Source organism: Halobacteriovorax sp. RT-2-3 (assembly GCF_047085075.1).
Lineage (GTDB): Bacteria > Bdellovibrionota > Bacteriovoracia > Bacteriovoracales > Bacteriovoracaceae > Halobacteriovorax_A.
On sequence record NZ_JBKIYF010000001.1, the window covers coordinates 1,043,955 to 1,066,184 of the forward strand.

25 protein-coding genes are annotated in these 22,230 nt (G+C 35.7%); 10 read left to right on the forward strand and 15 right to left on the reverse strand.

From position 1 onward, the window contains the following. Window positions 1-229 precede the first annotated feature (229 nt). On the forward strand, window positions 230-1,405 hold the full coding sequence (locus tag ACMAYX_RS04845; protein WP_392991225.1) for a PAS domain-containing protein: 1,176 nt from the start codon (window positions 230-232) through the stop codon (window positions 1,403-1,405). Beyond that, window positions 1,395-1,775 carry a response regulator gene (locus ACMAYX_RS04850; protein ID WP_103216642.1) on the forward strand — a complete coding sequence of 127 codons (381 nt, stop codon included), beginning with the start codon at window positions 1,395-1,397 and terminating at the stop codon, window positions 1,773-1,775. The genes ACMAYX_RS04845 and ACMAYX_RS04850 overlap by 11 nt, the downstream gene beginning before the upstream one ends. Here ACMAYX_RS04850 and ACMAYX_RS04855 read toward each other — a convergent pair. Continuing rightward, window positions 1,772-2,686, reverse strand: a complete 915-nt coding sequence (locus ACMAYX_RS04855) for a universal stress protein (protein WP_103216641.1) — start codon at window positions 2,684-2,686, stop codon at window positions 1,772-1,774. The genes ACMAYX_RS04850 and ACMAYX_RS04855 overlap by 4 nt on opposite strands. Window positions 2,687-2,823: 137 nt before the next feature. Between ACMAYX_RS04855 and ACMAYX_RS04860 the strand changes: the two genes are divergently transcribed. Next, on the forward strand, window positions 2,824-4,224 hold the full coding sequence (locus ACMAYX_RS04860; RefSeq protein WP_412471617.1) for a hypothetical protein: 1,401 nt from the start codon (window positions 2,824-2,826) through the stop codon (window positions 4,222-4,224). On the opposite strand, the gene ACMAYX_RS04865 is transcribed toward ACMAYX_RS04860, so the two are convergent. The 5 genes from ACMAYX_RS04865 to ACMAYX_RS04885 all read right to left on the reverse strand — a co-directional run bounded on the left by ACMAYX_RS04865 (window position 4,221) and on the right by ACMAYX_RS04885 (window position 8,780). Further along, window positions 4,221-5,060 (reverse strand): methyltransferase domain-containing protein, encoded by an 840-nt coding sequence (locus ACMAYX_RS04865; protein ID WP_412470819.1) that lies wholly within the window; start codon window positions 5,058-5,060, stop codon window positions 4,221-4,223. The two genes, ACMAYX_RS04860 and ACMAYX_RS04865, sit on opposite strands and share 4 nt — an antisense overlap. Window positions 5,061-5,143: 83 nt before the next feature. Beyond that, the gene (locus tag ACMAYX_RS04870) at window positions 5,144-5,539 is read right to left on the reverse strand and encodes a response regulator (RefSeq protein WP_103216638.1); all 396 of its coding nucleotides are present in this window, start codon (window positions 5,537-5,539) and stop codon (window positions 5,144-5,146) included. Beyond that, complete coding sequence (locus ACMAYX_RS04875; protein ID WP_412471618.1) at window positions 5,536-6,846, reverse strand: sensor histidine kinase; 1,311 nt, start codon at window positions 6,844-6,846, stop codon at window positions 5,536-5,538. The genes ACMAYX_RS04870 and ACMAYX_RS04875 overlap by 4 nt, the downstream gene beginning before the upstream one ends. 88 nt (window positions 6,847-6,934) lie before the next feature. After that, window positions 6,935-8,128: a DEAD/DEAH box helicase gene (locus tag ACMAYX_RS04880; protein ID WP_412471619.1), complete on the reverse strand. Its 1,194-nt coding sequence runs from the start codon at window positions 8,126-8,128 to the stop codon at window positions 6,935-6,937. A gap of 40 nt (window positions 8,129-8,168) precedes the next feature. Next, entirely contained in the window at window positions 8,169-8,780 is a 612-nt protein-coding gene (locus ACMAYX_RS04885; protein ID WP_392991210.1) for a hypothetical protein, read from the reverse strand. Between the two features lie 160 nt (window positions 8,781-8,940). Between ACMAYX_RS04885 and ACMAYX_RS04890 the strand changes: the two genes are divergently transcribed. Beyond that, window positions 8,941-9,948 (forward strand): cytochrome-c peroxidase, encoded by a 1,008-nt coding sequence (locus ACMAYX_RS04890; RefSeq protein ID WP_412471620.1) that lies wholly within the window; start codon window positions 8,941-8,943, stop codon window positions 9,946-9,948. Between the two features lie 5 nt (window positions 9,949-9,953). Here ACMAYX_RS04890 and ACMAYX_RS04895 read toward each other — a convergent pair whose 3' ends face one another. Then, window positions 9,954-10,502, reverse strand: a complete 549-nt coding sequence (locus ACMAYX_RS04895) for a GNAT family N-acetyltransferase (protein WP_158246771.1) — start codon at window positions 10,500-10,502, stop codon at window positions 9,954-9,956. Window positions 10,503-10,616: 114 nt separating this feature from the next. On the opposite strand from ACMAYX_RS04895, the gene ACMAYX_RS04900 reads away from it, so the two are divergent. Beyond that, window positions 10,617-11,453, forward strand: coding sequence for a protein-L-isoaspartate O-methyltransferase family protein (locus tag ACMAYX_RS04900; protein ID WP_412471621.1), 837 nt, complete (start codon window positions 10,617-10,619; stop codon window positions 11,451-11,453). An 8-nt stretch (window positions 11,454-11,461) separates the two neighbouring features. Here the strand turns inward: ACMAYX_RS04900 and ACMAYX_RS04905 are convergent, their stop codons facing one another. Then, complete coding sequence (locus tag ACMAYX_RS04905) at window positions 11,462-12,826, reverse strand: ATP-binding protein (RefSeq protein WP_412471622.1); 1,365 nt, start codon at window positions 12,824-12,826, stop codon at window positions 11,462-11,464. A 298-nt stretch (window positions 12,827-13,124) separates the two neighbouring features. On the opposite strand from ACMAYX_RS04905, the gene ACMAYX_RS04910 reads away from it, so the two are divergent. Beyond that, the gene (locus ACMAYX_RS04910; protein WP_412471623.1) at window positions 13,125-13,715 is read left to right on the forward strand and encodes an HAD family hydrolase; all 591 of its coding nucleotides are present in this window, start codon (window positions 13,125-13,127) and stop codon (window positions 13,713-13,715) included. 99 nt (window positions 13,716-13,814) lie between these two features. Continuing rightward, a complete protein-coding gene (locus ACMAYX_RS04915; RefSeq protein WP_412471624.1) occupies window positions 13,815-14,459 on the forward strand; it encodes a hypothetical protein in 645 nt (214 codons plus the stop codon). A gap of 4 nt (window positions 14,460-14,463) precedes the next feature. On the opposite strand, the gene ACMAYX_RS04920 is transcribed toward ACMAYX_RS04915, so the two are convergent. The 3 genes from ACMAYX_RS04920 to ACMAYX_RS04930 all read right to left on the reverse strand — a co-directional run bounded on the left by ACMAYX_RS04920 (window position 14,464) and on the right by ACMAYX_RS04930 (window position 16,625). Beyond that, complete coding sequence (locus tag ACMAYX_RS04920; protein WP_412471625.1) at window positions 14,464-15,384, reverse strand: glutaminase; 921 nt, start codon at window positions 15,382-15,384, stop codon at window positions 14,464-14,466. A 69-nt stretch (window positions 15,385-15,453) separates the two neighbouring features. Beyond that, window positions 15,454-16,203: a substrate-binding periplasmic protein gene (locus ACMAYX_RS04925; RefSeq protein ID WP_412471626.1), complete on the reverse strand. Its 750-nt coding sequence runs from the start codon at window positions 16,201-16,203 to the stop codon at window positions 15,454-15,456. Window positions 16,204-16,286: 83 nt separating this feature from the next. Continuing rightward, window positions 16,287-16,625: a MerR family transcriptional regulator gene (locus ACMAYX_RS04930; RefSeq protein WP_392991200.1), complete on the reverse strand. Its 339-nt coding sequence runs from the start codon at window positions 16,623-16,625 to the stop codon at window positions 16,287-16,289. 57 nt (window positions 16,626-16,682) lie between these two features. On the opposite strand from ACMAYX_RS04930, the gene ACMAYX_RS04935 reads away from it, so the two are divergent. Further along, the gene (locus ACMAYX_RS04935; protein ID WP_412472256.1) at window positions 16,683-17,444 is read left to right on the forward strand and encodes an MBL fold metallo-hydrolase; all 762 of its coding nucleotides are present in this window, start codon (window positions 16,683-16,685) and stop codon (window positions 17,442-17,444) included. Between the two features lie 16 nt (window positions 17,445-17,460). Here the strand turns inward: ACMAYX_RS04935 and ACMAYX_RS04940 are convergent, their stop codons facing one another. The 3 genes from ACMAYX_RS04940 to ACMAYX_RS04950 all read right to left on the reverse strand — a co-directional run bounded on the left by ACMAYX_RS04940 (window position 17,461) and on the right by ACMAYX_RS04950 (window position 19,620). Beyond that, the gene (locus ACMAYX_RS04940; RefSeq protein ID WP_412469803.1) at window positions 17,461-18,210 is read right to left on the reverse strand and encodes a type 1 glutamine amidotransferase domain-containing protein; all 750 of its coding nucleotides are present in this window, start codon (window positions 18,208-18,210) and stop codon (window positions 17,461-17,463) included. Window positions 18,211-18,299: 89 nt separating this feature from the next. Then, window positions 18,300-19,268 carry a cupin domain-containing protein gene (locus ACMAYX_RS04945; RefSeq protein ID WP_412471628.1) on the reverse strand — a complete coding sequence of 323 codons (969 nt, stop codon included), beginning with the start codon at window positions 19,266-19,268 and terminating at the stop codon, window positions 18,300-18,302. A 52-nt stretch (window positions 19,269-19,320) separates the two neighbouring features. Further along, the gene (locus ACMAYX_RS04950) at window positions 19,321-19,620 is read right to left on the reverse strand and encodes a hypothetical protein (RefSeq protein ID WP_392991193.1); all 300 of its coding nucleotides are present in this window, start codon (window positions 19,618-19,620) and stop codon (window positions 19,321-19,323) included. Between the two features lie 197 nt (window positions 19,621-19,817). Here ACMAYX_RS04950 and ACMAYX_RS04955 point away from each other — a divergent pair, with 197 nt between their 5' ends. Both ACMAYX_RS04955 and ACMAYX_RS04960 read left to right on the forward strand, forming a co-directional pair. Continuing rightward, window positions 19,818-20,810: a hypothetical protein gene (locus ACMAYX_RS04955; protein ID WP_412471629.1), complete on the forward strand. Its 993-nt coding sequence runs from the start codon at window positions 19,818-19,820 to the stop codon at window positions 20,808-20,810. Between the two features lie 23 nt (window positions 20,811-20,833). Further along, window positions 20,834-21,799 (forward strand): tRNA-dihydrouridine synthase, encoded by a 966-nt coding sequence (locus ACMAYX_RS04960; protein WP_412471630.1) that lies wholly within the window; start codon window positions 20,834-20,836, stop codon window positions 21,797-21,799. Window positions 21,800-21,924: 125 nt separating this feature from the next. Here the strand turns inward: ACMAYX_RS04960 and ACMAYX_RS04965 are convergent, their stop codons facing one another. Beyond that, complete coding sequence (locus ACMAYX_RS04965) at window positions 21,925-22,224, reverse strand: hypothetical protein (RefSeq protein ID WP_412462869.1); 300 nt, start codon at window positions 22,222-22,224, stop codon at window positions 21,925-21,927. Between the last annotated feature and the right edge of the window lie 6 nt (window positions 22,225-22,230).

Genomic DNA, 22,230 nt, shown 5'->3' on the forward strand with positions numbered 1-22,230 from the left:
ACTCCATAAAATCGAAATACATAAGAATAGGGTTTTAAGTATTTTCATCATATTTGTAGAAAAGAGAATAAATGAATTTTTTATAAAATACTTAAGTATTGAAATAAGTATCTCGGTGTTCAGGTAGTATACACCTCCACACTTACCAATAATATTAACCACTTAGACTCAATCTATATTTAAACATTCTTTAATCCAATCTAATTATCTCAATACCGAAAAAACCATTGTGGAAAATAAACTTAACTTAGACATTCTACTAGAAAATATTGATGGCATTGCCTATCGCTGCTTAAATGATAAACAGTGGACAATGCTATTTATGACTTCAGGAGTAGAAAGGATTCTTGGGTATAAACCTGAAGAATTAATCAATAACAATGAATTATCGTTCGCTGATATCTACCACCCTGATGATGCTCTTAGAGTTTGGAATGAAGTCCAACTTGCTATTGAAAATCACACATTCTTTACCATTGAATATCGAGTTAAACATAAGAAAGGTCATTATATTTATGTGTGGGAGCAAGGCATCGGTATTTATGAGAATGGCAACCTAATTGCTATTGAAGGCTATATCTGTGATATCACAATTAAAAAACTTACAGAAATGGAGCTAATGGAGATCGTTGAAAAGCAAGCAAAAGAACTTCTTAAGAAAAAAGAAGGTGAAATTGAAAGAGCGAACTTTCAACGCATTTTAGAGCTCACAAAAGGTATGGCCCACGAATTAAAAAATCCACTTACACTGACATTAAATTCTTACCAAATACTTAGAGCTGAGATTTTTAGAAAAGAGCGTCGTCCAGAGAGAATTGATATGCTCCTGTCTGTTATGAAAGATGCCAATACTCGAATAAATGATATCGTAGAAACAATTGATTTAACTTTTCGTTCCGTATCTAATATCAAAGAAATTTTCAATGTAAGTAAACTAATCGAAAAAAGTTTAACTATCGATTATAAGCAAGAAATAAAAGAACAAAATATACACTTATCAATTTCCGAAGAAACCTCTAACTATAACCTATTCATAACCGGGCAAAACTTTATTCAAGCTCTAAAAAACATAATAAAAAACTCAATCAATGCACTTCAAGAGAGTAGTAAAAACAACAAGAGAGAAATAAGTATAAATATCGAAATTGATAATAACAATCAATCGTTATTACTTAAAATTAAAGATACGGGAATAGGCATCTCACAAGAATATGTAAAAAGTGTCACTCTCCCCTTTTATTCTGCAACCTCACAAAAAACAAGTGGTGGATTGGGGCTGGCAATTGCAAAATTCTTACTACATAACGATAAAATTGATATTTCATTTAAAAGCGATATTGGTAATTGGACAGAAGTTACTTTAAGTATTCCAAAGGAAAGGTGGAGGCATAGCGATGGCGATTAATATACTCTTTGTTGATGATGAAGAAGCTCTACTTGAACTTATCGAAATGATATATGAAGAAGATGTTCTAGCAGGAAAGCTAAGTACACAATTTGCGTTATCAGGAAAGGAAGCTCTTACAAAACTAGCTAGTGATAAAGGTATAGACATAACTGTACTCGTCACCGATATAAATATGCCTGATATGAATGGTATAGAACTCGTAAAAGAAGTTAAAAAGAAATATCCACATATCATCATCTATATGATGTCTGCTTATGGTGATCAAAAAACACTAGAAGAAGTGAGTAAACTTGATATTAAGCACTACTTTAATAAGCCTGTGGACTTTAGTGAACTCAAATCAACTATTGAACAAGATTTAAGCTAAACATGTAGAAGATAAATATTGCAATCAGTTCTTTTCATTATATCTAAAGTAACACTACCAAGAGAAAGGTGTTCAAAAATATAATGCTGTGGTTTTAAAACCACAAGATCTGACTTTTCTTCTTTAAGTAACTCTTCAAGACGACGTGCTGGTTCAGCATTGAGAATCATCTTTAATGTATAGCTCGCTTCTACTCCTTGTTTCTTTAACAATGCCTGTGCCTTTTGAAGCTCATCCTCGGCTCCCTTATGAAGCTCAGACATCTCATTAGAAAGGACTTCTCGAGGAAAAGGCCCATCAGGGAATACTTCCAAATTATAGCTCACAAAATTAATTGGAACGATACAATCCATATGAACTTTAGCGTTGTTACATTTTGCAAGATTTGCAACTTTTGCCAAATCATCTTCATCGATTGACTCATAAGGAATAAGATAAGTTATTTTTTTAAATGTATCGACTCCAGATTTATTGATAAGAACATCCTTATTCAAATTAAAAAGAGATTTTTCTGCAAATGTATTGAGAAAGAATCGATGTAGGTCACCGTGATGACTGGCACCAACAGACAGGACCTCCATTTCAGGGTCTTCCTTCAAATGCTCAATTCCTTCATTTATTGATCCCTCGAAGTTTTCAAAATCAATATCTTCTTTATCAATATCAAGACGTCCAAGGGTTGCGTTCACCATCTCTAAAGATGTTTCTTCAATTCTCTTTTTCCAAATAGGATCTTCAATTCGACGCGACAGGGCCGAAGACGCGTGAAATTGTTTTTCTATCTGAGGAGAAATTGTATCGATATGGTAGAGAGAAGGTTTTAATCCTAGGGCCTTAGCAAAATTAAAACCTGAACGAATATTTTTTTCAGAACCTTCATGAAGGTCTGAGCAGATAACCAGTTTTTTCATGCTGCCTCCAAGTATATATTATTTGGCAAATGGATTTAATAAAACTTAAATTAACTCTATATATTCAAAGATTGGACTGCTATCACTTGTACTTTAGAGCCAGTTAACTTGGCGCTAGACTTGCTATGATAATACTCATGAAGTTGATGAATACTAAAAATCACATCCTTAGCGTGATGTACGTCTTATTTCTATGTCTAATTCTTGGTCAGAAGTCTACATATTGTGCAATTATTGACAATAATAGCGAGGACAATATCTACGCTTCCCAAAAAGACAAAGAGCGTTTTGAGATAAAGAATCTAGTTAACGAGACGGGATTTGATTATGGGATAGACCTCAGTGATCAAGACCTAGAAGAAATTGCTGAGAGTGTTGGGAAATTTAAAATCTCTACACTAAGCTTTTCAAAAAGTCGCTTTAATCGTGAAGGTGCCATCGAGTGGTATCATAATATTCGTAACGTTAGTAAAGTATTTTACAACGTTATAACTGATCATAAACACTACAATGAGCATACTGCGGTTAGAGCTTCAATAAACATGGCGCATCAGCTTGTTTCATGGTGGATAACTCGAACAAATTACACCCTAGTACATGAAGTTGCTCATGGTGAGGCAATAAAAGAATTCGGCGGAAAAGATATCAAGCTATGGGTTGGAAACGACTCTTTTGATAGTGTTGGTGCATTCTATCTAGCATTCATGTCAACATATAATCGAGGTGCTATTAGCTACACAGTAGATGCATTAAGTCCCGAGCAAGAAGCAGCTATTTCAGCAGCTGGCATTAACTCACAACTGCGTTTAGCAGAAGAGATTGCAGAAGAAAGTATTATTAATCGCAGGTTTGATCAAAGTGATGCCCTTCACTATATATTGAATAAAGTCATCTCGACAGTTTACTATCAATACGATCCAAATTCGAATATGAGTGACCTCGCCCACTACGCGCAAGCACTTCATCAGCAAGGAATCATCCATGCAGATGAAATTGATTCTACAAAAGAGTATATCTCGAATATTTCTTTCTTAGCGACACTCTTATCAGGTAGAACATGGGAGGCCGTAAACGCTTTTAGTGACGAAATTATGTTAAATAAACACTACACTGACACGTATGCATTCAAAACACCAGTGGGCGAAGTAACATGGCCAGAATTTGCAGCATTCCTAAACAATAAAGGAGTTAGTGGAAAAATCTCAGCGAGCCTTCTAACTGAATCTCGCATGACATATCACTTTTCATTTGAAACACCACTAATTGGAGAAACAGCTAACGAAGTAGGTTTAGGATTTACATATAAGTCAGATAGTTGGCAAACAACAGTTAAGACATATTTTAACGATCAAGATGGCCGTGGTGCTACAATTAGATCTCAATACGATGTTGGAAGAAAAAATGGTTTTTCTTTCTTTGCTGAGGCCAAGGCCGAAAATGGTACACTTAACCAAAGAAGGCATCAATACAGCCTAACAGGACAAGAAAGTAATGAATTTGAAACTAGTTTTAATATTGGGGTTGAATATCGTTTCTAAGAACGATAGAAATTTACAACGCGTCCCTGTTGCTTGCGGCTTTGATGAGATTCTAACTTCTCAAGGCCAGCAAGATTGTCCAGTGCATTCAGCATAATTTCATCCCAACCAGAAATAAATAGCAGATAAAACTTGGCCCCAGAATCAATTAGATCCTTAAAGTGAGCAATAAGCCTTGGAACGTTATCTGTACCAACTGAATCGTAGAGATAGTAAACATCACGGCCGGCAAAAGCCTGAGGATTTTCTAGGAAATCACAAGTTTCAAATTTAACATTATCTAGTTTAAAATAGCTAGCAACTGAATTTGTGAACTCAACTCTTTCCTCAACTAACTCAAGACCTAGATAATCAAGCTTCTTATCCATCATTAAGGCCATATAGAGTAAAGCACGTCCTGTTCCAGAACCAAGATCACATACACTTTTTATATCACTTCTAGAATTGATAAAACTAATCAAGAGATCAAGATCATCATAGCAGGCCGTATAAACGTGATAATTTTCTCCAAAGATAACATTATCATCGTCACCATTACACTCATTCCCCTCTTCATATTCTTCAGGATAAAGATGTTCAATATCTATAATACGAAGAAGCCTGTCATAAATTAAATCACGGAAACTTGGATCAAACTCACCACGAGCAATAATTTTTTTAACAGATTTGAAGATCTCGGTCATGAGTGGGAACTCAATATTATCAAAGAACCTCTCTCTTAAAACAAGAGCATCTCGACTATTGACCTGACAAATCTTATTTAAAAACTTACTTTGTTGATCGATCGGTCCTGCTAGAACCTTTTTCCATTTTTTATCGGCTTTTTGAAAGAACATATTTTCAAACTAGCACTTATTTTTGGATGAGTTAACTAAAACTTTTGAAGAAACACTTAAACATTGAAATTATTCACTGTATTTCAAGTTCTAAGTTCAGGATAGCGTTCACTCATTAAATTAATGAGTTTATCGAAATCCACAGGTTTTTCAAAATAATCGAGGGCACCTAGCTCTTTTGCCTTATTTCTGTATGCGTTACTTGAATAGCCTGAAATCATTATCGTATCGATATTTGGAAATCTATGATTAACTTCTTTTAACAATTCAAAACCATCAATACCAGGCATATTGATGTCTGTTAATATCAAAATAATATCCTGGCCTTCTTCACTCTCCAAAATCTCTAAAGCATGGGCACCAGAAGTTGAAAAAGATAGAAGCATTTTATTGGCCTTAACCCAGTCTTCAAAAATATGCTCAAAGATGAATAGCACATCCTCTTCATCATCAACTAAAAGTACATGAACCCTAATCACGAAATCTCCTTAGGAAAACGAATCTTAAAAATTGTAAACTCGCCTTCTTTTGACTCGACAAAAATCTCACCATTATTCTTCTCTATAATCGATTGTATGATAGACATACCAAGCCCAGAACCTTCCCTTCCTGACTTTGTCGTAAAAAATGGCTCAAAGATATTATTTAGGAATTTTTTTGGAATCCCTTCACCGTTATCTTTAATTTCGATTAGTATATAATGATCTTGATCAAAGGTTTGAACAGACAACATGGCCTGACCATCTATATTCTTAAACTTCTTATCTAGAGAATATATTGAGTTTTCGAAAAGATTTAAAAAGACTGATTGAATATCATTAGTGAATACATGTAAATCTTCACTTGTATTTAGAGAGTATTCAAATTTGAGATCAACACCATCCGTTTTCAATGAAGAGGCATGATAGGCATACTTGAAAGACTCTTCAATAAGCTTATGTAATGAATACTTTTTCTTTCCATTAACCCTGGTATCCAACATAACATCTAGGATATTTTTAATTCTTAAGCTATGGGTAGAAATAATATCAAGCGCTTTACTCAAATCTTTTGAAACTTTACTATCATCACCACTCAAGCGCTCTTTAAGAACCATAGCAACTTTACTTGCATTTAAAATGAGATTTAGAGGATTCCTAATTTCATGAGCAATGCCTGTAGTTAATCTACCAAGCGCGGCCAATTTTTCTTGTTGAAGCATTGTCTCATGAGACTTTTTAATGAATTCTTCTTTCTCACTTACTTCTTTTGCAATAATCTCATTTAAGTCAGCAATTTTTTGATTTGCGTTCATCATAGCAAGCTCGACACCGATGCGACTTGCAAATAAATCAACAGCTGTTGCCACAAAGGTTGGATCTTTTATGGGGGCTGTATTCAAAAGAACAATCAAACCGAGAAAATCGCCAGAAGGAAGTAAGACAGGAGCACCAATATAAGCATCGACCTCCATATTCTGAAGCATTAGATCTTGTGGATAGTCTACGCATACATTCTCAGGATGCATGCAAACTCGTTTCCCCGTAATTACATCATGACAAGGAGTCCCTTCAAGATCATATTCTAAATTATCAATAAATTGCCCATTAGATATAGCAAAATCTGTAAGAATAATATTTGGATCACCTTCCTTAGGTCTTCCAACAAAAATGAAGTCAATCTCTAAATATGTAGCAATATTCTTTAAGAGACTCTTTATATATTCAGCACCACTTAAGTGCTGATTTATATTATAAATCTCTTTAATAATATTAATTTTATCTTCCTGATCTAATAGGCTTACCATGATGCCTCACTTTATTTAATGATATTTCATTATAAAAGAATTGTGAAAAACATGGGTTTAAGAAATCTAAAGATAAGTTTGGAAGATATTAGCGTCTTCGACGACCCCGATATCTCTTTTTGTCCTTAGGTTTTGATAAGGGATATTCGTGATGAAATGGATGATCTAATACTTGAGGTATATTCTTTCCAATTAGCTTTTGAACATTACGAAGAAAAGGCAAATCTTTTTCACTACATAGTGACAGGGCAACACCTTCTTTTCCCGCCCTTGCTGTTCGTCCGATACGGTGAACATAGTATGTTGCATCTTCCGGCATATTATAATTGATAACGAGATCCACATCATCAACATCAATACCTCGAGACGCAATATCTGTTGCCACAAGAACTCGAATGGCACCAGAAGTAAAGTCTTCAATAGCTTTATTTCTCTGTCCCTGTGTTAAGTTACTATGAATCTCCCCAACATTAATCTCACTACGAGCAAGAAGCTCAACGACTTCTGAAACGGCATACTTAGCTTTACAAAAAATAATAATTCGTGACTTAGATTTGTCCTCTAATAAACTCAAAAGAAGATAATTCTTATTTTCGGCCAGTGTAAAGTAAACGAATTGTTCAATCTTATCTACTGTTGAAGATTGCGCAGCGACTTCAACTTTTACAGGATTTTTTAATATTTGATTCGCCAGTTTTTCGATTTCTTCTGGCATAGTCGCCGAAAATAGAACTGTCTGATGCAAATTTGGTAGCTTGCTAGCGATATCAATGACACCTTCATAAAATCCCATATCAAGCATCATATCGGCTTCATCAAGAACAAAGGTTTCGACTTGGGATAATTTAATGAATCCTTGCTCCATTAAGTCGATGAATCGCCCAGGAGTAGCAACGACAATATCGACGCCTTCATTTAGAGCAATTATTTGTGGGGCACTACTGACCCCGCCCTTGATTACGGTGGAACGAACGTTACCCTTTTTTGAAAAGGAGAGAATACTTTCGTTAATTTGAGTTACCAGCTCCCTCGTTGGGGCAAGAATAATAGCACGACAATGATTAGGCATAAGTTGTACTTCATTTGTCATGAATTTTTCAATCATTGGTAAAGAAAATGCAGCGGTTTTCCCAGTCCCCGTTTGTGCGATTCCCAATAAATCACGGCCTTCAAGTAAAGCGGGTATCGACTTCTCTTGTATAGGAGTAGGTTTAATATAGCCAATATCAACAAGTGCATCCTGAATACATTTGCTTAGCTTAAAAGAATTAAAATCCACCATAGAGATTTATCTCGCATTTCACTCTTCTTGAAGAAATAGATTACTTAGAAACAGCTCTTGATTTTCGAGCAGGTACAACTTCTTGTTCATCAACGACATGACCATTTTCATAGAAGTATCTAAGAACACCTGTCTCTTTTGTTGAAGGCCTATAAACGCGGCCGTCAGCTGTCGTACACTCTGACTCAGAAGCGTTTGGCTCACAGAAGACTTGGTGTTTGATTGATTCTGTCAGTCCACCGTACTCTTTTTGTATTTCTTTACATTGAGGATCTTTAGTTGGTGCAAGTTTACCGCCTTTATAGACAAACCCACACTTATTAGAAAAATTCACACCATTGATAGATTGTGTGACGGAGTTAACTCTCCCCTCATTGTCGTATGTGAATTTTGTTCTGACTTTATCAACTGTTTCCTCTAAGAGATAGTCACCGCTTTTCCAATTTGCAATTTTAAATGAGTACTTAGGATGAACCTCGCCATTGTCGGCCACACAACTAAATGTTGTTGTCTTATTCTTACCATTCACTTCAGTAAGCTTGTAGAGATAACCAGATGGACACTTTTGCGAGTGTTTATAATGATCGACCTCATTTCTAGCAGTGACTGATGTGGAAGTTATTAAGATAAGAAGAATACTTAGTTTTTTCATAAGTACTTTATCGGTTCAAAATTCAACTTACTTTAGTATTTTAGTCAATCATCTTAGTAAATATATGAAATTATTAAGTTTTAAAAAATTATGTAACAAAAGATGCTAATGCTTCGAAGGACTAGAAAACATAACTAATAAACCTGATAAGAGGAAAAAAATGAAACAAATATTATTAATTGGTCTAGTATTATTCACATCCTGCAAAACGACAAGGCCACCATTATCCGAGTTTTTTGGAGAGAGCTTAAATAAGCTCACTTATTTTGGTGAAAATAAACCAAAAGAAGAAGTTATCTCCTTAGGGCAAAAGCTTTTTTATGACACACGCTTAAGTAAGGATGGGACTGTTAGCTGTTCAAGATGTCACCTACCACAGCTACACTTCTCTGATGGCCTTCAAAAGTCTAGAGGGACAAAAAATCGTTCTGCTCCTAGAAATGCACAAACGTTAATAAATACTGCAGGTCAAATCTCACAACATTGGGATGGAAATAGACAAGATGTTGAGGAGCAAGCAGCAAAGTCATTCTTTATCAAAGTCCCTTTTGACCTTGATAATGAAGAGCACTTAAAAGAGAAGTTAATTAGCAATAATTATGCTCAAGATTTCTTTAAAGCATTTAATGTAAAACTAGAAAGTGAAGATGCGAAGTCTCTTGTTAACTTATCTGCAAAAGCTATTGGTGCATTTGAGAGAACACTTGTTGGGCCATCTCGTTTTGATGATTATCTTGATGGAAATGTTAAGCGTCTGACAGTACAGGAAGAGAGAGGACTTAAGAAATTCATCGATTATGGCTGTATTGGATGTCACAGTGGTCAACTTGTTGGTGGTGAGATGTATCAGAAATTTGGAGTTGTTGAAGATCCTTACAAGTACACAAAATCCGAAAAAAGGGACCTAGGCCGTTATAATTTTACAAAGAATGAAGATGATAAAGAGTTCTTTAAGGTTCCACCGCTTAGAAATGTAACTAAGACTGCTCCATATTTTCACGATGGAAGTGTTGCAAATCTTGACCAGGCCGTCTACATCATGGGTAAGGTTCAGCTTGGAATCGATATTGCAAAACAAGATCGTGACGATATTATCGCTTTTCTATCTACTCTTGAAACAAAAGAAGAGATTATGAAGCAATTATCAGAAATACCAAGTTTGCCTTAACTTAGTTATTCTTTCCAATTTGGATTGATTTTACTAGTGAGAACATGGTCTTGCCAGCTTCCTGCAATCATAAGGTAGTTTCTAGCAATGCCATGTTCTTCAAATCCAAGGGATTTAAGAACTTTACTACTTCGAATATTTTCAGGAATATAATTGGCCTCAACTCGATGAAAATTTAGTTCATTAAACATATAATTGATCCCACAAGAAAGTGCTTCGTTCATATATCCAAAGCCTTGAAACTTCTCACCTAATTTATAACCAACACGACAATTCTGAAAAGGTCCACGCTCAAGTGTTGTGAAGTTAACCATACCTATTAATTCACCACTTTCTTTCAAAAAAATATTGAATCGAACCGATGTCTTATTTTGAAACTCATCTTTGGCATCTTGAATCTTCTTTGCCCAGTAATCTAACATGAAAAAGTCATCGGGTTTCTTGGGATCCCATGGAGCAAGATGGTTTTCATTATTTTTGTAAAATTCAAGAGTGGCAACTTCATCACCAAGTTCAGGAATTGCTAAAAGAAGTCTTTGTGTTTCAATTTTCATTAATAAAATATAAACGAAACAAAAAATCATGACAACGAAGTCCTAATATTTCTTAAGTTCTTACTTTACCAAACTTGCTTTGAGAAAATTTCAATTTTTCAATAATCTATACTCATGAATGAGTTAATTAAAAATCATCAAGATCGATTTATCGCTCAAAATACTGGCCTATCAGAAGAAGTGATCGATGCTTATTACCGAATTCCTAGACATCTTTTCATCTCTAAATTTAAGGATTATCCAGATAACTGGGTCGACTTAGATGATGATAATTTGGAGCGCTACCTTCCTCTACTCTATGCCGACCACCCTCTGGCGATATTTGGCAACCAAGAAGTTGTCTCAACAATTTCTCAACCTTCTTTCGTTCTAACAATCCTCGATTTATTAAATTTGGAGCCAGGTCAAAAAGTCTTTGAACTTGGCTGTGGAAGTGGATGGAATGCTGCCTTGATGGGACATATTGTAGGAAGAGAAGGAAAAGTTATAAGTGTTGAAATTATTCCAGAACTAGTTAAGAGGGCCAGAATATCATTAGATAAAATGGGCATTAAAAATGTAAAAGTAATTGAAGGAGATGGAACAAAGGGCTTCCTTGAAGATGCTCCTTATGACAAAGCAATCTTTACGGCCGGAGCTTATGATCTACCTAGTGTTTTTCATAAACAATTAAGAGATGATGCTACTCTCGTTTTTGTTCTGAAAGGAAGTCTTGAGGCGGATGTGTTATACGTATTAAAAAAAGATGATGTAGAAGGGTGCTTTATTTCAACCAAAGCAATTGCCTGTAGCTTTGTACCAGTCGTAACGAGTTCAAAGCATAAAGTTTCAGAATTTAATCTTTCGATGGCCCTAAATCATACTCTTAAAATCTATCCAAATATAAAAGAAGTGGATATCCCCTGCCATCACATGATGAAACAACACGATTCTCTTTTTGTATGGGTATAAATATTTTATTAAGCGACTTCTTTGGAAATAATTACTTTTGTACCACGACCTAGCTCTGAAACAAATCTTACATTAAGACCTAACTCGCGACATACTTTTCTGATGATAAAAAGGCCAAGGCCTCGCCCTTGTTCACCATGAGTTCCAAGAGTACTTTTAAAGAGTTTATCCTCATTTCTATTAATTTCGTTAACAAGACCTGAATCAATCCCGATTCCACTATCTTTACATGAAAGGAAGAACTCGTTATCAGTCATTTCAATTCGAAAACAAACCTCAGAATCTTCAGGCGAAAATTTAATTGCATTTTGTAGGATATTACCCAAGATACTATCTTTAAAAGCCTCTTTATTAGTTCTGATAGTAAAGCTCTTATCAATCTCTGATTCAATTCTTAACTTAATATTCTTCGCTACTGATTGATCTTGGTATTCAAAAATTAATTCTTCTAATAAGTCCCAAACAACAACATCAGTCATCAAAAATGAGCTAGAATTATCATCAACCACATTTCGTGTATTTTCAATTATTCCCTTAACCGACTTATAATAGATATCTAGTTTTTGACTGGCCTTTTCAATTTCGCCACGTGCGATTAATCTCTTCACATGTTCAACAATGAGCATTTTATTAGCAATATCGTGACTTATGATTCTATTGGCAAGTAGAACCTCTTTATGGGCCTCGCGGATTTTCCTTTCGGCCGTCTCAAGCTCTAAATTCTTTTTTTCAAGATCATTAGTATGTTGAAGATTTTCAATTATAAGATTCTTATAATACTTATCGAGCTTAAATAACCTTAGGATGGCAATTTGGAGGGATGCAAAGATTGAAGGCGCCCCCATGTGCTCATTAACGTGATAAATTAGAATATTTTTATCTTGGCTTATTTCGACATCCCATGACATCGAATCAGACACTAGCTTTGGCAAGGCCAAGAAAACGATTCGATACATATCCACAAAAACTGGAAAAATATCTTCAGGACGATCAAAGGTCAGCTTAATATCAAATGTGGTTTTGCCTGTTTCTATTAACTCGATCTTAACTGCGTCCGTATAGAACGTCTTAAATGAGTATTTTAAGATAAAGTCACCCACAAAGCGAAAGCTGATCATTCGTGAAAGAATATCTAAGACACGTTTTACGTACTTATTAGTGAGTCCATGTTTCGTCATCGCCTCGTAAAACTTTTCATATTTATCATTTAAAGCTTCAGTAATGAGACGGTAATCATTCCACGTCATATACTTTTTTTCATTGCTAATAATGTCATAGTCATGCCCTAGATTTTCAAAGAAAACCTTTGGATCATCATTATTTTCAACGATGTAATTTATGTATGCATGGACTGCTTTATTGCTGACGTTCAAATCTTCCCCAAATTTAGTGGAATACTACCCCATAAGACTTATTTAATCTAGAGTATTGAGCAATTCTTATCTCAAGGTTAACCATATAAATAGCTGATCTTTTAATGAAAAATTAACCAAAATTAAAACTATGAATCTGTTTTACTGCTAATATAAATTTAGTGCTAGTTCTTGTTGGAGAATGACCACTCTGCGTACAGCATATCGTTGCGTGTGCGGCATAACAAAAAAGCCCTTCTCACTGAGTAGGGCTTTTTTATTTCATGACATGCCGAATACCTTACCTTAGAATTTCTAAATGAATTTGGCCCTCTTTGATTTTGACGGAACAATTACCTTCAAAGACACATTTACAGAATTTATTTTCTATTCAGTAGGTCCTAAGAAATTACGTCTTGGAAAGCTCCTATTATCCCCTTTTATTCTTGCTTATAAGTTAAAACTCTTATCAGGCCCAACGATGCGTGCGCTTATCGTTAGATATGCCTATTCAAGACAAAGCACCACAACTCTTAAGCACCAAGGCCAAAACTTTTCTCAATCATTTCTTCCAAAGGTTATTAGAACTAATGCACAAGAAGAGATCGATCGCCATAAGAAGCTAGGAAACAAAATTGTTATTGTGTCGGCCTCTTTGGATCTCTATCTTGCTCCTTGGTGTGAAGCTAATGGTTATGATCTTATTTGCTCTTCCCTAGAATCTAAGGATGGCAAATATACAGGTGGCTATTACGATGGGGACTGTACAGGCCATATGAAGGCACAAAGGGTCAAAGAGAAGTATGACCTATCTAGTTTCGATAAAATCTACGCATATGGTGATACGGCCGAGGATCAGCAGCTACTAGAACTTGCTGATGAGCGCTATATGTGTTGGACGAAAATCTAAGTTTTCAGTCAATAAATTATACATACATTCAACTCTACGCTGTACTTATCCTAGCTCTCTAATCTATATTAAACAAAAACTGATTACCCAGGAATTTTTATGATTAGAAAATACATCATCATCTTTGCTTTTTCATCTTTTGCATTTGCTAGTGAAAGTGAATTAAGTGTTGCGACTAAAGAACTATGTAAGAAGATTGGTAAAAACCATGCGCAAGACACTGTTCTTTGTAACAAAATCATTAAAAATGATGGGCCTCTCGATATCAATGTTATTCCTGTCTGCTCTGAAATTGCAAACCACTCAGTAATCTATGGCATGACTTGTGTAGAAAAAGCTGCGGGTAAAAAATTTCCAAAGAATGCCACTCAAAACTGCATTAATATCGCAAAGAAAGTTAAAGAGAATTCAGTCAATGCTATTGCCTGTGTTGAAGTTTCTGTAAATAAAGAGTTTGATAATAATATTTTAAAAACGTGTGATGTATTGGCAAACTACTCAACGTTTAATGGGTACCACTGCCTAAGTTACGCAGCTAATTCGAATTTTAGTGCCCCTGCTGCCGAATTTTGTACAGCAATGGCAAAAGAGACAAAGGACTTTGCAACTTATACATTTAATTGTTTGGAACTAACGGCAGATAAGAATCTATCTGAAGACGACTTGGCCCCATGTTTTGAAGAGTTACTTAATGGTGGAGAATTCGCTCCATTCAAAGCAAAAGAGTGTCTGCTACAATTTTAAGTAATTAGTAGATCGACTGCTCAGAATAAGTTGTAAATAATTCCAAAGCTTCGATACCGGCCAGAGAGTTACCAGTGGAATCTAAAGCAGGAGACCAAGTTGAGATAGACATTTCATTTGGGATAACGCCGACAATTCCACCTCCAACTCCAGACTTAGCAGGTATCCCTACTCGGTACGCAAAATCACCGACTGAGTTGTAAAGGCCACACGTCATCATTATGGCATTCATTCTCTTATTTTGGCTCTTAGTTAATATCTTTTTTCCATTCCACGGGTTTTGCCCATTTGAGCTAAAAAGCCTAAACGATCTGGCCAGATCAACGCATGACATTTCAATGGAACAAATCGTTGTATAAATATCAATTACCTTCGATACTTCATTATTGATATTGCCATAGCTTTTCATGAAGTACGTTAGCGCATAGTTTCGATTGGCAGTAGCAAGCTCTGACATTCTAACAGATTCATTAATAAAGATATTTTCGTTTCCACTTAACTCACGAATAAATTTTAAAACTTCATTTACAGGATCTTTATAGAGATCAATAAGTGTGTCGATAACAACGATTGCACCGGCATTAATAAATGGATTGCGAGGAATTCCTTCTTCGTTTTCAAGAAGAACAAGAGAATCAAAACGATTTCCAGATGGTTCTAGGCCAACACGTGACCAAAGTTTGGCGTCTAGTTTTTGATAAGCTAGAACAAGAGAAAAAACTTTAGAAATAGATTGAACAGAAAACGCTTTTTGGGCATTCCCAATAATATACTCGTGTCCATCATTAGTACAAATAGACATTCCAAATTGATTAGGATCAATCTTTCCAAGCTCTGGTATATAGTCAGCAACTTTACCTTTTCCGATAATAGGTGAAATCTCGGAATAAATCCTTTCTAAAATATCTGTATAATTCTCTTCCATGACTAGTAATATAGCTTCAAAATCTTATTTTTTTAATTTTAATTTTTAATATTATGAAACTCTTACTTACTACTTACTTAGATTTGAGAAATCAGGCATTTCATGATTCCACTTTTGATAGATTTTTTCGAGCTCTTTTGACTTTAGAAGAGTTTCCATATTCTTATCGAAGATCTTAATTAGCTCTTCAGACTTCTTTGTGCGAGCGTATCTAACATAGAGGTTCTTTGTAATCACAGGCTTCATTACGTACTTGGAAGGGTCTAGCTTTAGCGCCTTAAAATTCGGCATAATCGTATTTTTAGAATCAATGAAGAAATCAATACGTCCCTTTTCTAAAAGCCTAAGACCATTATCCGTATCCTGAAGCTCTTTCCAGTCCATCTTAGTTTTTAAATATTTGTGATAATCATAACCACGAACCCAGTAAACTCTTTTACCAGCTAAACTCTTTTGGCCCTGCCAGTCTTTTAAAGTCCCCTTTTTGAAGACGACCAGTGTGTACTCAACATCGATTGGATATTGAGGGTAAATTGACTCTTTGACTGTATTGTATGCTCCAAGCATGGCATCTTTGTGATTTTCATTCACATACTTAACAGCTCTTGGCCAAGGAACGAAGGTATAGTTAACTTTGATATCTGAGAGTGAATAAGCTTTCCTAACAATTTCGAAGTAGAGGCCACTTCCATCCTTATTTGTAAAATCTTTCCATTCAGGAGTTGAGATCTCTATTGTTTTAATCTCACTTGCAATACTCAAATTAGACCATGCAAGGAGAATAAGAAATTGTATTAGAAGGTGTTTTGTCTTAACCATAACAATTCAAAGGCTATATTAACCAAATAGTATTGACAAGAAGGTACGCGCCACTTTTTCAAGATATCAGTATGTTAGATGGATTAATTTAGTTTTAAAAACTTTTCGATCTTCTTTAACTTGGCCTTATCTTCACTAATTCTATCTTTGATTAAGGCCTTCTTCTGTTCAAGATTCTTTTTGAAATTTTCACAAGGCTTACCCTTTTTAATAAAAGAGTCCATCCCACGTTTAATCTCACTTAGTGTAAAGCCCAATTCCTTTGCACTAGAGATAAAACGAATCTCTTTCAAGTTTATCTTTGTATAGATCTTATAACCATTAATATCTCTTTGCGGAGGTGATATTAATGAGATCTTCTCATAATAACGAATCGTATCTCTTGATAAACCACTAATATTTTCAAGTTCAGAAATATTCATATTTTCCCTTTACTGTGGAGTTACTCCACACCCTATTATAAATTCAAAGGAGCTTATATGTTAATAACTCAAGTACGAAATGCAACAATTTTGATTAGCTACAAAGAAAATCTTATTTTAGTCGACCCAATGCTTGCTAATAAAGGCATACTGCCGCGCCTTCGCTTTTTTGGCTCAAGCGTAAAGAACCCAACAGTTGAACTTCCGGAAACGTTTCATCAGCAAAAGGGACAGATCACTCATGCCTTAATTACTCATTGTCAAAAAGGGCATTTCGATCATCTTGATAGTGCCGGTAGAAAATTTTTAAGAAGAAAAAATATTGCTACATTTGCGACTCAAAAAGATGCAAAATACTTAGAGTCAAAAGGAATCAGATCATGGCCACTTGAAAAAAAAGATAAATTCTTTGATGGTTCAATTCGTCAAATTCCGGCCAAACACGTAAGAGGCTTTCTCTATCCTTTCCTTGAGCATGGAGTTGGTTATTTTATTAAATTACCAAATCAACCTTCTCTCTACCTTATGGGAGACACTGTTCTTACACCTCGAATTATCGAGTTTATCAAACAAGAACAACCTGACTATATCGTAGCGCCAACAGGAGTTGCCCAATTTGATATTGGCTCACCACTACTTCTTCCTAAGAAAGACATAAAGAAATTAATCGAGATAAGCACAGGAACAATCATTGCAAACCACATGGATGCTCTTGATCATTGCCGATTATCACGAAGGGAATTAAAGGAATTAATAGGTAAAGAAGCAAGTAAGAGAGTCATCATTCCTGAAGATGGAGAGACTATTAAACTAAATTAGGGGGGCGAAATGCCCCCTACTTCTTTATCAGCTCAATCACTTTTAGAGTTGCTTCTTTGGCAGATGCGGGATTTTGCCCTGTAACCAATCTTTCATCGACGATAACATTTTCACTCCAGGCCTTACCATAGATATGCTTTCCACCTCTTTGAGCAAGCTTTTCTTCTAGTAAGAAAGGAATGATATCGAGTTGCTCAATCAATGCCTCTTCTTCTCTTGTGAAAGCGGCGAACTTCTTCCCATCAATAAGATACTTTCCATTTGATAATTTGATATCTGAAAGCGCGGCCGTTCCATGACAAATTGCTGAGACAACTCCTCCCATTTCATAAAGCTCTTTTGAGATGCGATTGACTTCTTTATTATTGGCGAAGTCCCACATCGCTCCAGAGCCGCCACTATAGATCACAGCTGCATAATCTTTTGGATTAATTTTTGCGAGAGGAATTGTGCGAATAACCTTGGCCATAAGACTCGCATCTTTTAAGAAGCGATCATTATAGCTGTCCTTTTCGGCAAAACTATTCATATCAATCGGTGCACTTCCACCTTGTGGGCTGGCGATATCAACTTTAATACCGGCCTTAATTAATTCGTAATAAGGATGTGTTAATTCCGGTAACCAAAAACCTGTCTTCTTGCCAGTATTACCTAATTTATCGTGGCTTGTGACGACAATTAGAACCCTTTGATTTGTTTTGGCCAGAGTATTAGTTCCTAGACCAAGAGTAAGTAGTAAAGCTGAAATTTTAAATAACATACGCATATTTTCTCCTTTATCGTTTGTTGATTATGGAGTTAATATAGCGTGGCCATTTTTTGATTTCCTTTACATAGGTTGAAAAGTTGTTTTTTTTAAGAACGTGATGCCTTTTCTAACCACAATTCGCCTTTCTGGCGCATTTCTTCATTTCGTGCAGGATGCTCTGGATAGTAGATCTTGTCATTGTCAGGCTCACACTCCCCTGCACAAAGATAGTAGATGTAGTCGCTAGATTTATTAATAAGAGTGTGGGCAACACCTGAGCCGGCCTTGAAATCAATGCCAGTAAATGGTTTAACTACAGTTTCCTGGCCATCTAAGTAGACATGAGGCTCACCTTCAAGGACAAAGACAAATTCCTCTTCCACAGAGTGAGCATGAGGCCATGACGTTCTCTTCCCCACAGGAACTCTTTCAAGCCAAATTGCGATATTCTTCATCCCAAATTTTCGGCTTAAGCAAACACCATTTGAGAACGTTTCAGTATCTCCTGGATAAGAAAAGCTATCATTCGTTAGGTTATCAAATCCGTTATAGACCTCAATAGAGTCATCTCTTAAGCTCTCATCAAATGTACCAGGCAGTCCATCATGTCCCCCTAGAACTTGTTTGGGCATATCGTCCCACCACTTATCACCACACTCAGCTTTTAAACTTAGATCTAAGTGAAAGTGGTATTGGTTATCAGGTTTAGTTCGATCCCCTGAAACAAATAGCTCACAAGGAGAATCATAATTATTGATAAAGCAGTGACCAACACCTGTTCCCGCAGGAAAGCCGATGCAGTCACCTTTGCTCATTTTTTTAATCTTTCCATTTAACCAAAGATCAATTTCGCCAGAGATCACATAGACAAATTCTTCTTCTAAGCTTTCTGCATGAGGCTCAGATGTTCGATACCCCGGAGGAATTTTAAAGTAATGTGCCGCTACTCTTTTTAAATCAAAGTGCTTTGACATATTTGCATTTGTTCCACCAATCTTTAATTCTTCATTAAAGTGATCATCATTGATCTCTGTAATATCAACAAAGTGTCCCACATCTTTCAAATCTCTTTCCAAATCTCAATCCTAGTTAAACTAATTTCTCTTAGTATAACCGAAACAGAAAACTTTAGAAATTAATGCAAGAAAACTTTTGTTCAGCAGTCGCCATTATACTTGGTGATTGGAAGTCAATACGATGATGAAACTTAACGTCGTCATGTAGCCTAAAGCTCTCGCCCCCACAAATATTAACAATAGAATCAAGGGCCATTTCAAATGCATCAAGCTCAGCATGCTTACCTGCTAATATATTAGCGACTCGTGAATGAGTGTGAAAGTACAGGGCCTTCCCCTTAGCGGTGAAAATATCTTGTGCAAAAGTATTTAGTGATAAGAGCGCACAGGCCATGATAATGATAGATTTCATTTTTTCCTCCATTTAGTTGAACTAATAATGATCAAACTTTATGGATAAGAAAAATAAGTATTAAGTGATTATATAATAAGATTATTTTATTTCTTACCATCGTAGCAACACTATATCCAGAGGAGGTAATGGAACCCTATTTCTGGCATTCAAATTGCTCTATATATAGCTAAACTACCTATAATTAAGGGATTTATATGAAGCTTTCACTTATAAATTTGATTAGTTTAATGACAGTGTTTACTTTTAATACACTAGCAAGTGACTGCGATTTTAATAAGAAGAGCATCGACCCTTCAGCTGAGATCATCCGAAATATTAAGCTTATAGAAGTTGCGACAAATGCCCTTCGTATTAAGAGAGGCAATCTTGATATCAATACAGACCTAAGCGAAATTAAAAAGATCGATCGTAGAAAGCAAAAGAATAAGAATTCACCAAAGATATTAGATGCGGTAGGAAGAATTGATATTCGTTTTTCAAATGGAGATAGAGCGAGCTGTTCGGGAACATTAATTGCGGCCAAACCGGGACAATCTAGCCGTACAATTAGCTCCGCTGGACACTGCTTTGGAAATACAAAGACAAAGTCAAAGTATGATATCAAATATATCACATGGATAACGACGACAAAGAGTGGAAAGAAAATCGCAGCAGACCTTACTCTAGAAGACTTAAACCTTGACCATGACAATGCTCTACTTTCTATGAAGTACAAAATTCCATTTTCAACGATTACACCTGCTCTTTATGAGAATGAAGTGGCCTTCGACCCAAGTGATATGATTTTCTATAATGAGAAATCAAAAATTATCGCTGCCGGTTATAGCACTGATGACTACCTTGGAAAGAATGGAGAGGTCTTAACTTACGACGACCAAATTACTTACAACCACCTTAATAGGTCTTTATCAGACGAGTTTAATCACATCTCAAGTATTACTTTTGAAACTGTTTCATTTTCTGGTGCAAGTGGCGGTGCTCTTCTAATCGATACAGATCTTTCAGAGGAAGATATCGAAAACCCATACAAGCAAACATATTATATCGGTACACTCATTCAGGTTGGAGGTAATGGTGCTGAGATATACGGATACAAAAATAGAAGCACAGTGGGAAGTGATATGACAATTTCAAGATCGTATCAAATGCTTAACCCTGAAATTATCAATCATTTGAATGACAAATAATAAATTTAGAGTAATAAAGACAAATGAGTTTTAATGATCACCTGGTCCTCGCCCCTATTCGCGGCGTAACCAACTATGTTTATCGCAATGCCTTGGAGCAGACCTTTTCTGGCGCTGATAGTGCCATCGCTCCTTATATCGTGACGAAAGAATCAAATGAACTCAATGAACGTCAACTCCACGATGTTCTTCCCGAAAAAAATCTCATTCCTACAACGGCCCAAATTCTTACAAAGGAAATTGATCAATTCCTATATGTGGCCAATATCTATAAAGACTTTGGTGTTAAGAAAGTTAATTTGAATATGGGCTGCCCATATCCAATGGTGGCCAATCGAACAAAAGGCTCAGGACTTCTTCTTCATCCTCAAAAAGTAGAAAAGCTCTTAACAGGAATTAAAGAAAAATGTCCCATCGAATTTACGGTTAAGATTCGCCTTGGGCGTGAGGATGTCTCAGAAATTAAAGAGATCATTCCCATGATTAATAAATTAGAAATTAATGATTTCACAATCCATGCTCGCTACGGAAAACAGATCTATGTTGGCGGTGTTGACCTTGATGCTTTTGAAGAGTGCCTACCTCTTTTAAATACACCTCCTTGCTATAACGGTGACATTAATACAGTTAAAGACTTCAAGACTTATAAGGCAAGATTTCCGCAGATTAATCGCTGGATGGTAGGACGCGCGGGCCTTTCAAATCCTGCCCTCATGGCACAAATCAAAGGCTCAAAATTTAATGAGCAAACTTATCTCGCAAAATTCATTGAAATGCATAAGCTTATGACTGAAGAATACCTCTCAATGGATAATGCCAAATCAGACTACCTACAAAAGATGCGAGGCCATTGGCTCTACTTCAAAGATATCTTTGAAAACGAGCACAAGGTTTACAAGAAAGTGAAAAAAGCAAAATCCATCGAGCACTACAATGATGTTGTTGAGTGGATCTTTGAGCAGGATCTTAATCCTGACTTTTTGGATTAATATGTTTTCATCATCTAAGCAACTGAAAGCTTATTTAAAGGAGCTTTTGATAGTGGCGTTGATCCATTCAAGGAACCTTTTCGTTAAACTTGGTAAAGAAAAAGCATCTAGAACTATTTATTGAATTAACTCCAAGATAAAAAGTACCCAGCAATCATTAGAAGCCAACCAACAAAGTAAAATAAAGAGTTCTTTTGGTCCATAAGATCACAACCAAATGAGATAAGCTTTTTGTTCTTTATTATTGAAAATTTGGCCTTTAGAAAAAGTCCTAGGCCAATAAATGAAATTATGAGTCCCCAAAGATTAGGTTCTTTGTCTTTAATGTATTTTAGATAATATAAAATGATAAGCAGCGGAATTGTCGGAGCAACCAGAGCGGCATGTATTTTCCCAATAAACGTTTGTGTATACTTATATTCCATAGACTC

What these genes read in the sequence shown, in the direction of transcription:
- ACMAYX_RS04925 (WP_412471626.1), bottom strand. Translation starts at nt 16,203, where the DNA reads ATGGTTAAGACAAAACACCTTCTAATACAATTTCTTATTCTCCTTGCA.
- ACMAYX_RS04950 (WP_392991193.1), bottom strand. Translation starts at nt 19,620, where the DNA reads ATGAAATCTATCATTATCATGGCCTGTGCGCTCTTATCACTAAATACT.
- ACMAYX_RS04855 (WP_103216641.1), bottom strand. Translation starts at nt 2,686, where the DNA reads ATGAAAAAACTGGTTATCTGCTCAGACCTTCATGAAGGTTCTGAAAAA.
- ACMAYX_RS04890 (WP_412471620.1), top strand. Translation starts at nt 8,941, where the DNA reads ATGAAACAAATATTATTAATTGGTCTAGTATTATTCACATCCTGCAAA.
- ACMAYX_RS04915 (WP_412471624.1), top strand. Translation starts at nt 13,815, where the DNA reads ATGATTAGAAAATACATCATCATCTTTGCTTTTTCATCTTTTGCATTT.
- ACMAYX_RS04880 (WP_412471619.1), bottom strand. Translation starts at nt 8,128, where the DNA reads ATGGTGGATTTTAATTCTTTTAAGCTAAGCAAATGTATTCAGGATGCA.
- ACMAYX_RS04940 (WP_412469803.1), bottom strand. Translation starts at nt 18,210, where the DNA reads ATGCGTATGTTATTTAAAATTTCAGCTTTACTACTTACTCTTGGTCTA.
- ACMAYX_RS04885 (WP_392991210.1), bottom strand. Translation starts at nt 8,780, where the DNA reads ATGAAAAAACTAAGTATTCTTCTTATCTTAATAACTTCCACATCAGTC.
- ACMAYX_RS04865 (WP_412470819.1), bottom strand. Translation starts at nt 5,060, where the DNA reads ATGTTCTTTCAAAAAGCCGATAAAAAATGGAAAAAGGTTCTAGCAGGA.
- ACMAYX_RS04930 (WP_392991200.1), bottom strand. Translation starts at nt 16,625, where the DNA reads ATGAATATTTCTGAACTTGAAAATATTAGTGGTTTATCAAGAGATACG.
- ACMAYX_RS04910 (WP_412471623.1), top strand. Translation starts at nt 13,125, where the DNA reads ATGAATTTGGCCCTCTTTGATTTTGACGGAACAATTACCTTCAAAGAC.
- ACMAYX_RS04875 (WP_412471618.1), bottom strand. Translation starts at nt 6,846, where the DNA reads ATGGTAAGCCTATTAGATCAGGAAGATAAAATTAATATTATTAAAGAG.
- ACMAYX_RS04965 (WP_412462869.1), bottom strand. Translation starts at nt 22,224, where the DNA reads ATGGAATATAAGTATACACAAACGTTTATTGGGAAAATACATGCCGCT.
- ACMAYX_RS04935 (WP_412472256.1), top strand. Translation starts at nt 16,683, where the DNA reads ATGTTAATAACTCAAGTACGAAATGCAACAATTTTGATTAGCTACAAA.
- ACMAYX_RS04860 (WP_412471617.1), top strand. Translation starts at nt 2,824, where the DNA reads ATGAAGTTGATGAATACTAAAAATCACATCCTTAGCGTGATGTACGTC.
- ACMAYX_RS04895 (WP_158246771.1), bottom strand. Translation starts at nt 10,502, where the DNA reads ATGAAAATTGAAACACAAAGACTTCTTTTAGCAATTCCTGAACTTGGT.
- ACMAYX_RS04960 (WP_412471630.1), top strand. Translation starts at nt 20,834, where the DNA reads ATGAGTTTTAATGATCACCTGGTCCTCGCCCCTATTCGCGGCGTAACC.
- ACMAYX_RS04850 (WP_103216642.1), top strand. Translation starts at nt 1,395, where the DNA reads ATGGCGATTAATATACTCTTTGTTGATGATGAAGAAGCTCTACTTGAA.
- ACMAYX_RS04955 (WP_412471629.1), top strand. Translation starts at nt 19,818, where the DNA reads ATGAAGCTTTCACTTATAAATTTGATTAGTTTAATGACAGTGTTTACT.
- ACMAYX_RS04920 (WP_412471625.1), bottom strand. Translation starts at nt 15,384, where the DNA reads ATGGAAGAGAATTATACAGATATTTTAGAAAGGATTTATTCCGAGATT.
- ACMAYX_RS04900 (WP_412471621.1), top strand. Translation starts at nt 10,617, where the DNA reads ATGAATGAGTTAATTAAAAATCATCAAGATCGATTTATCGCTCAAAAT.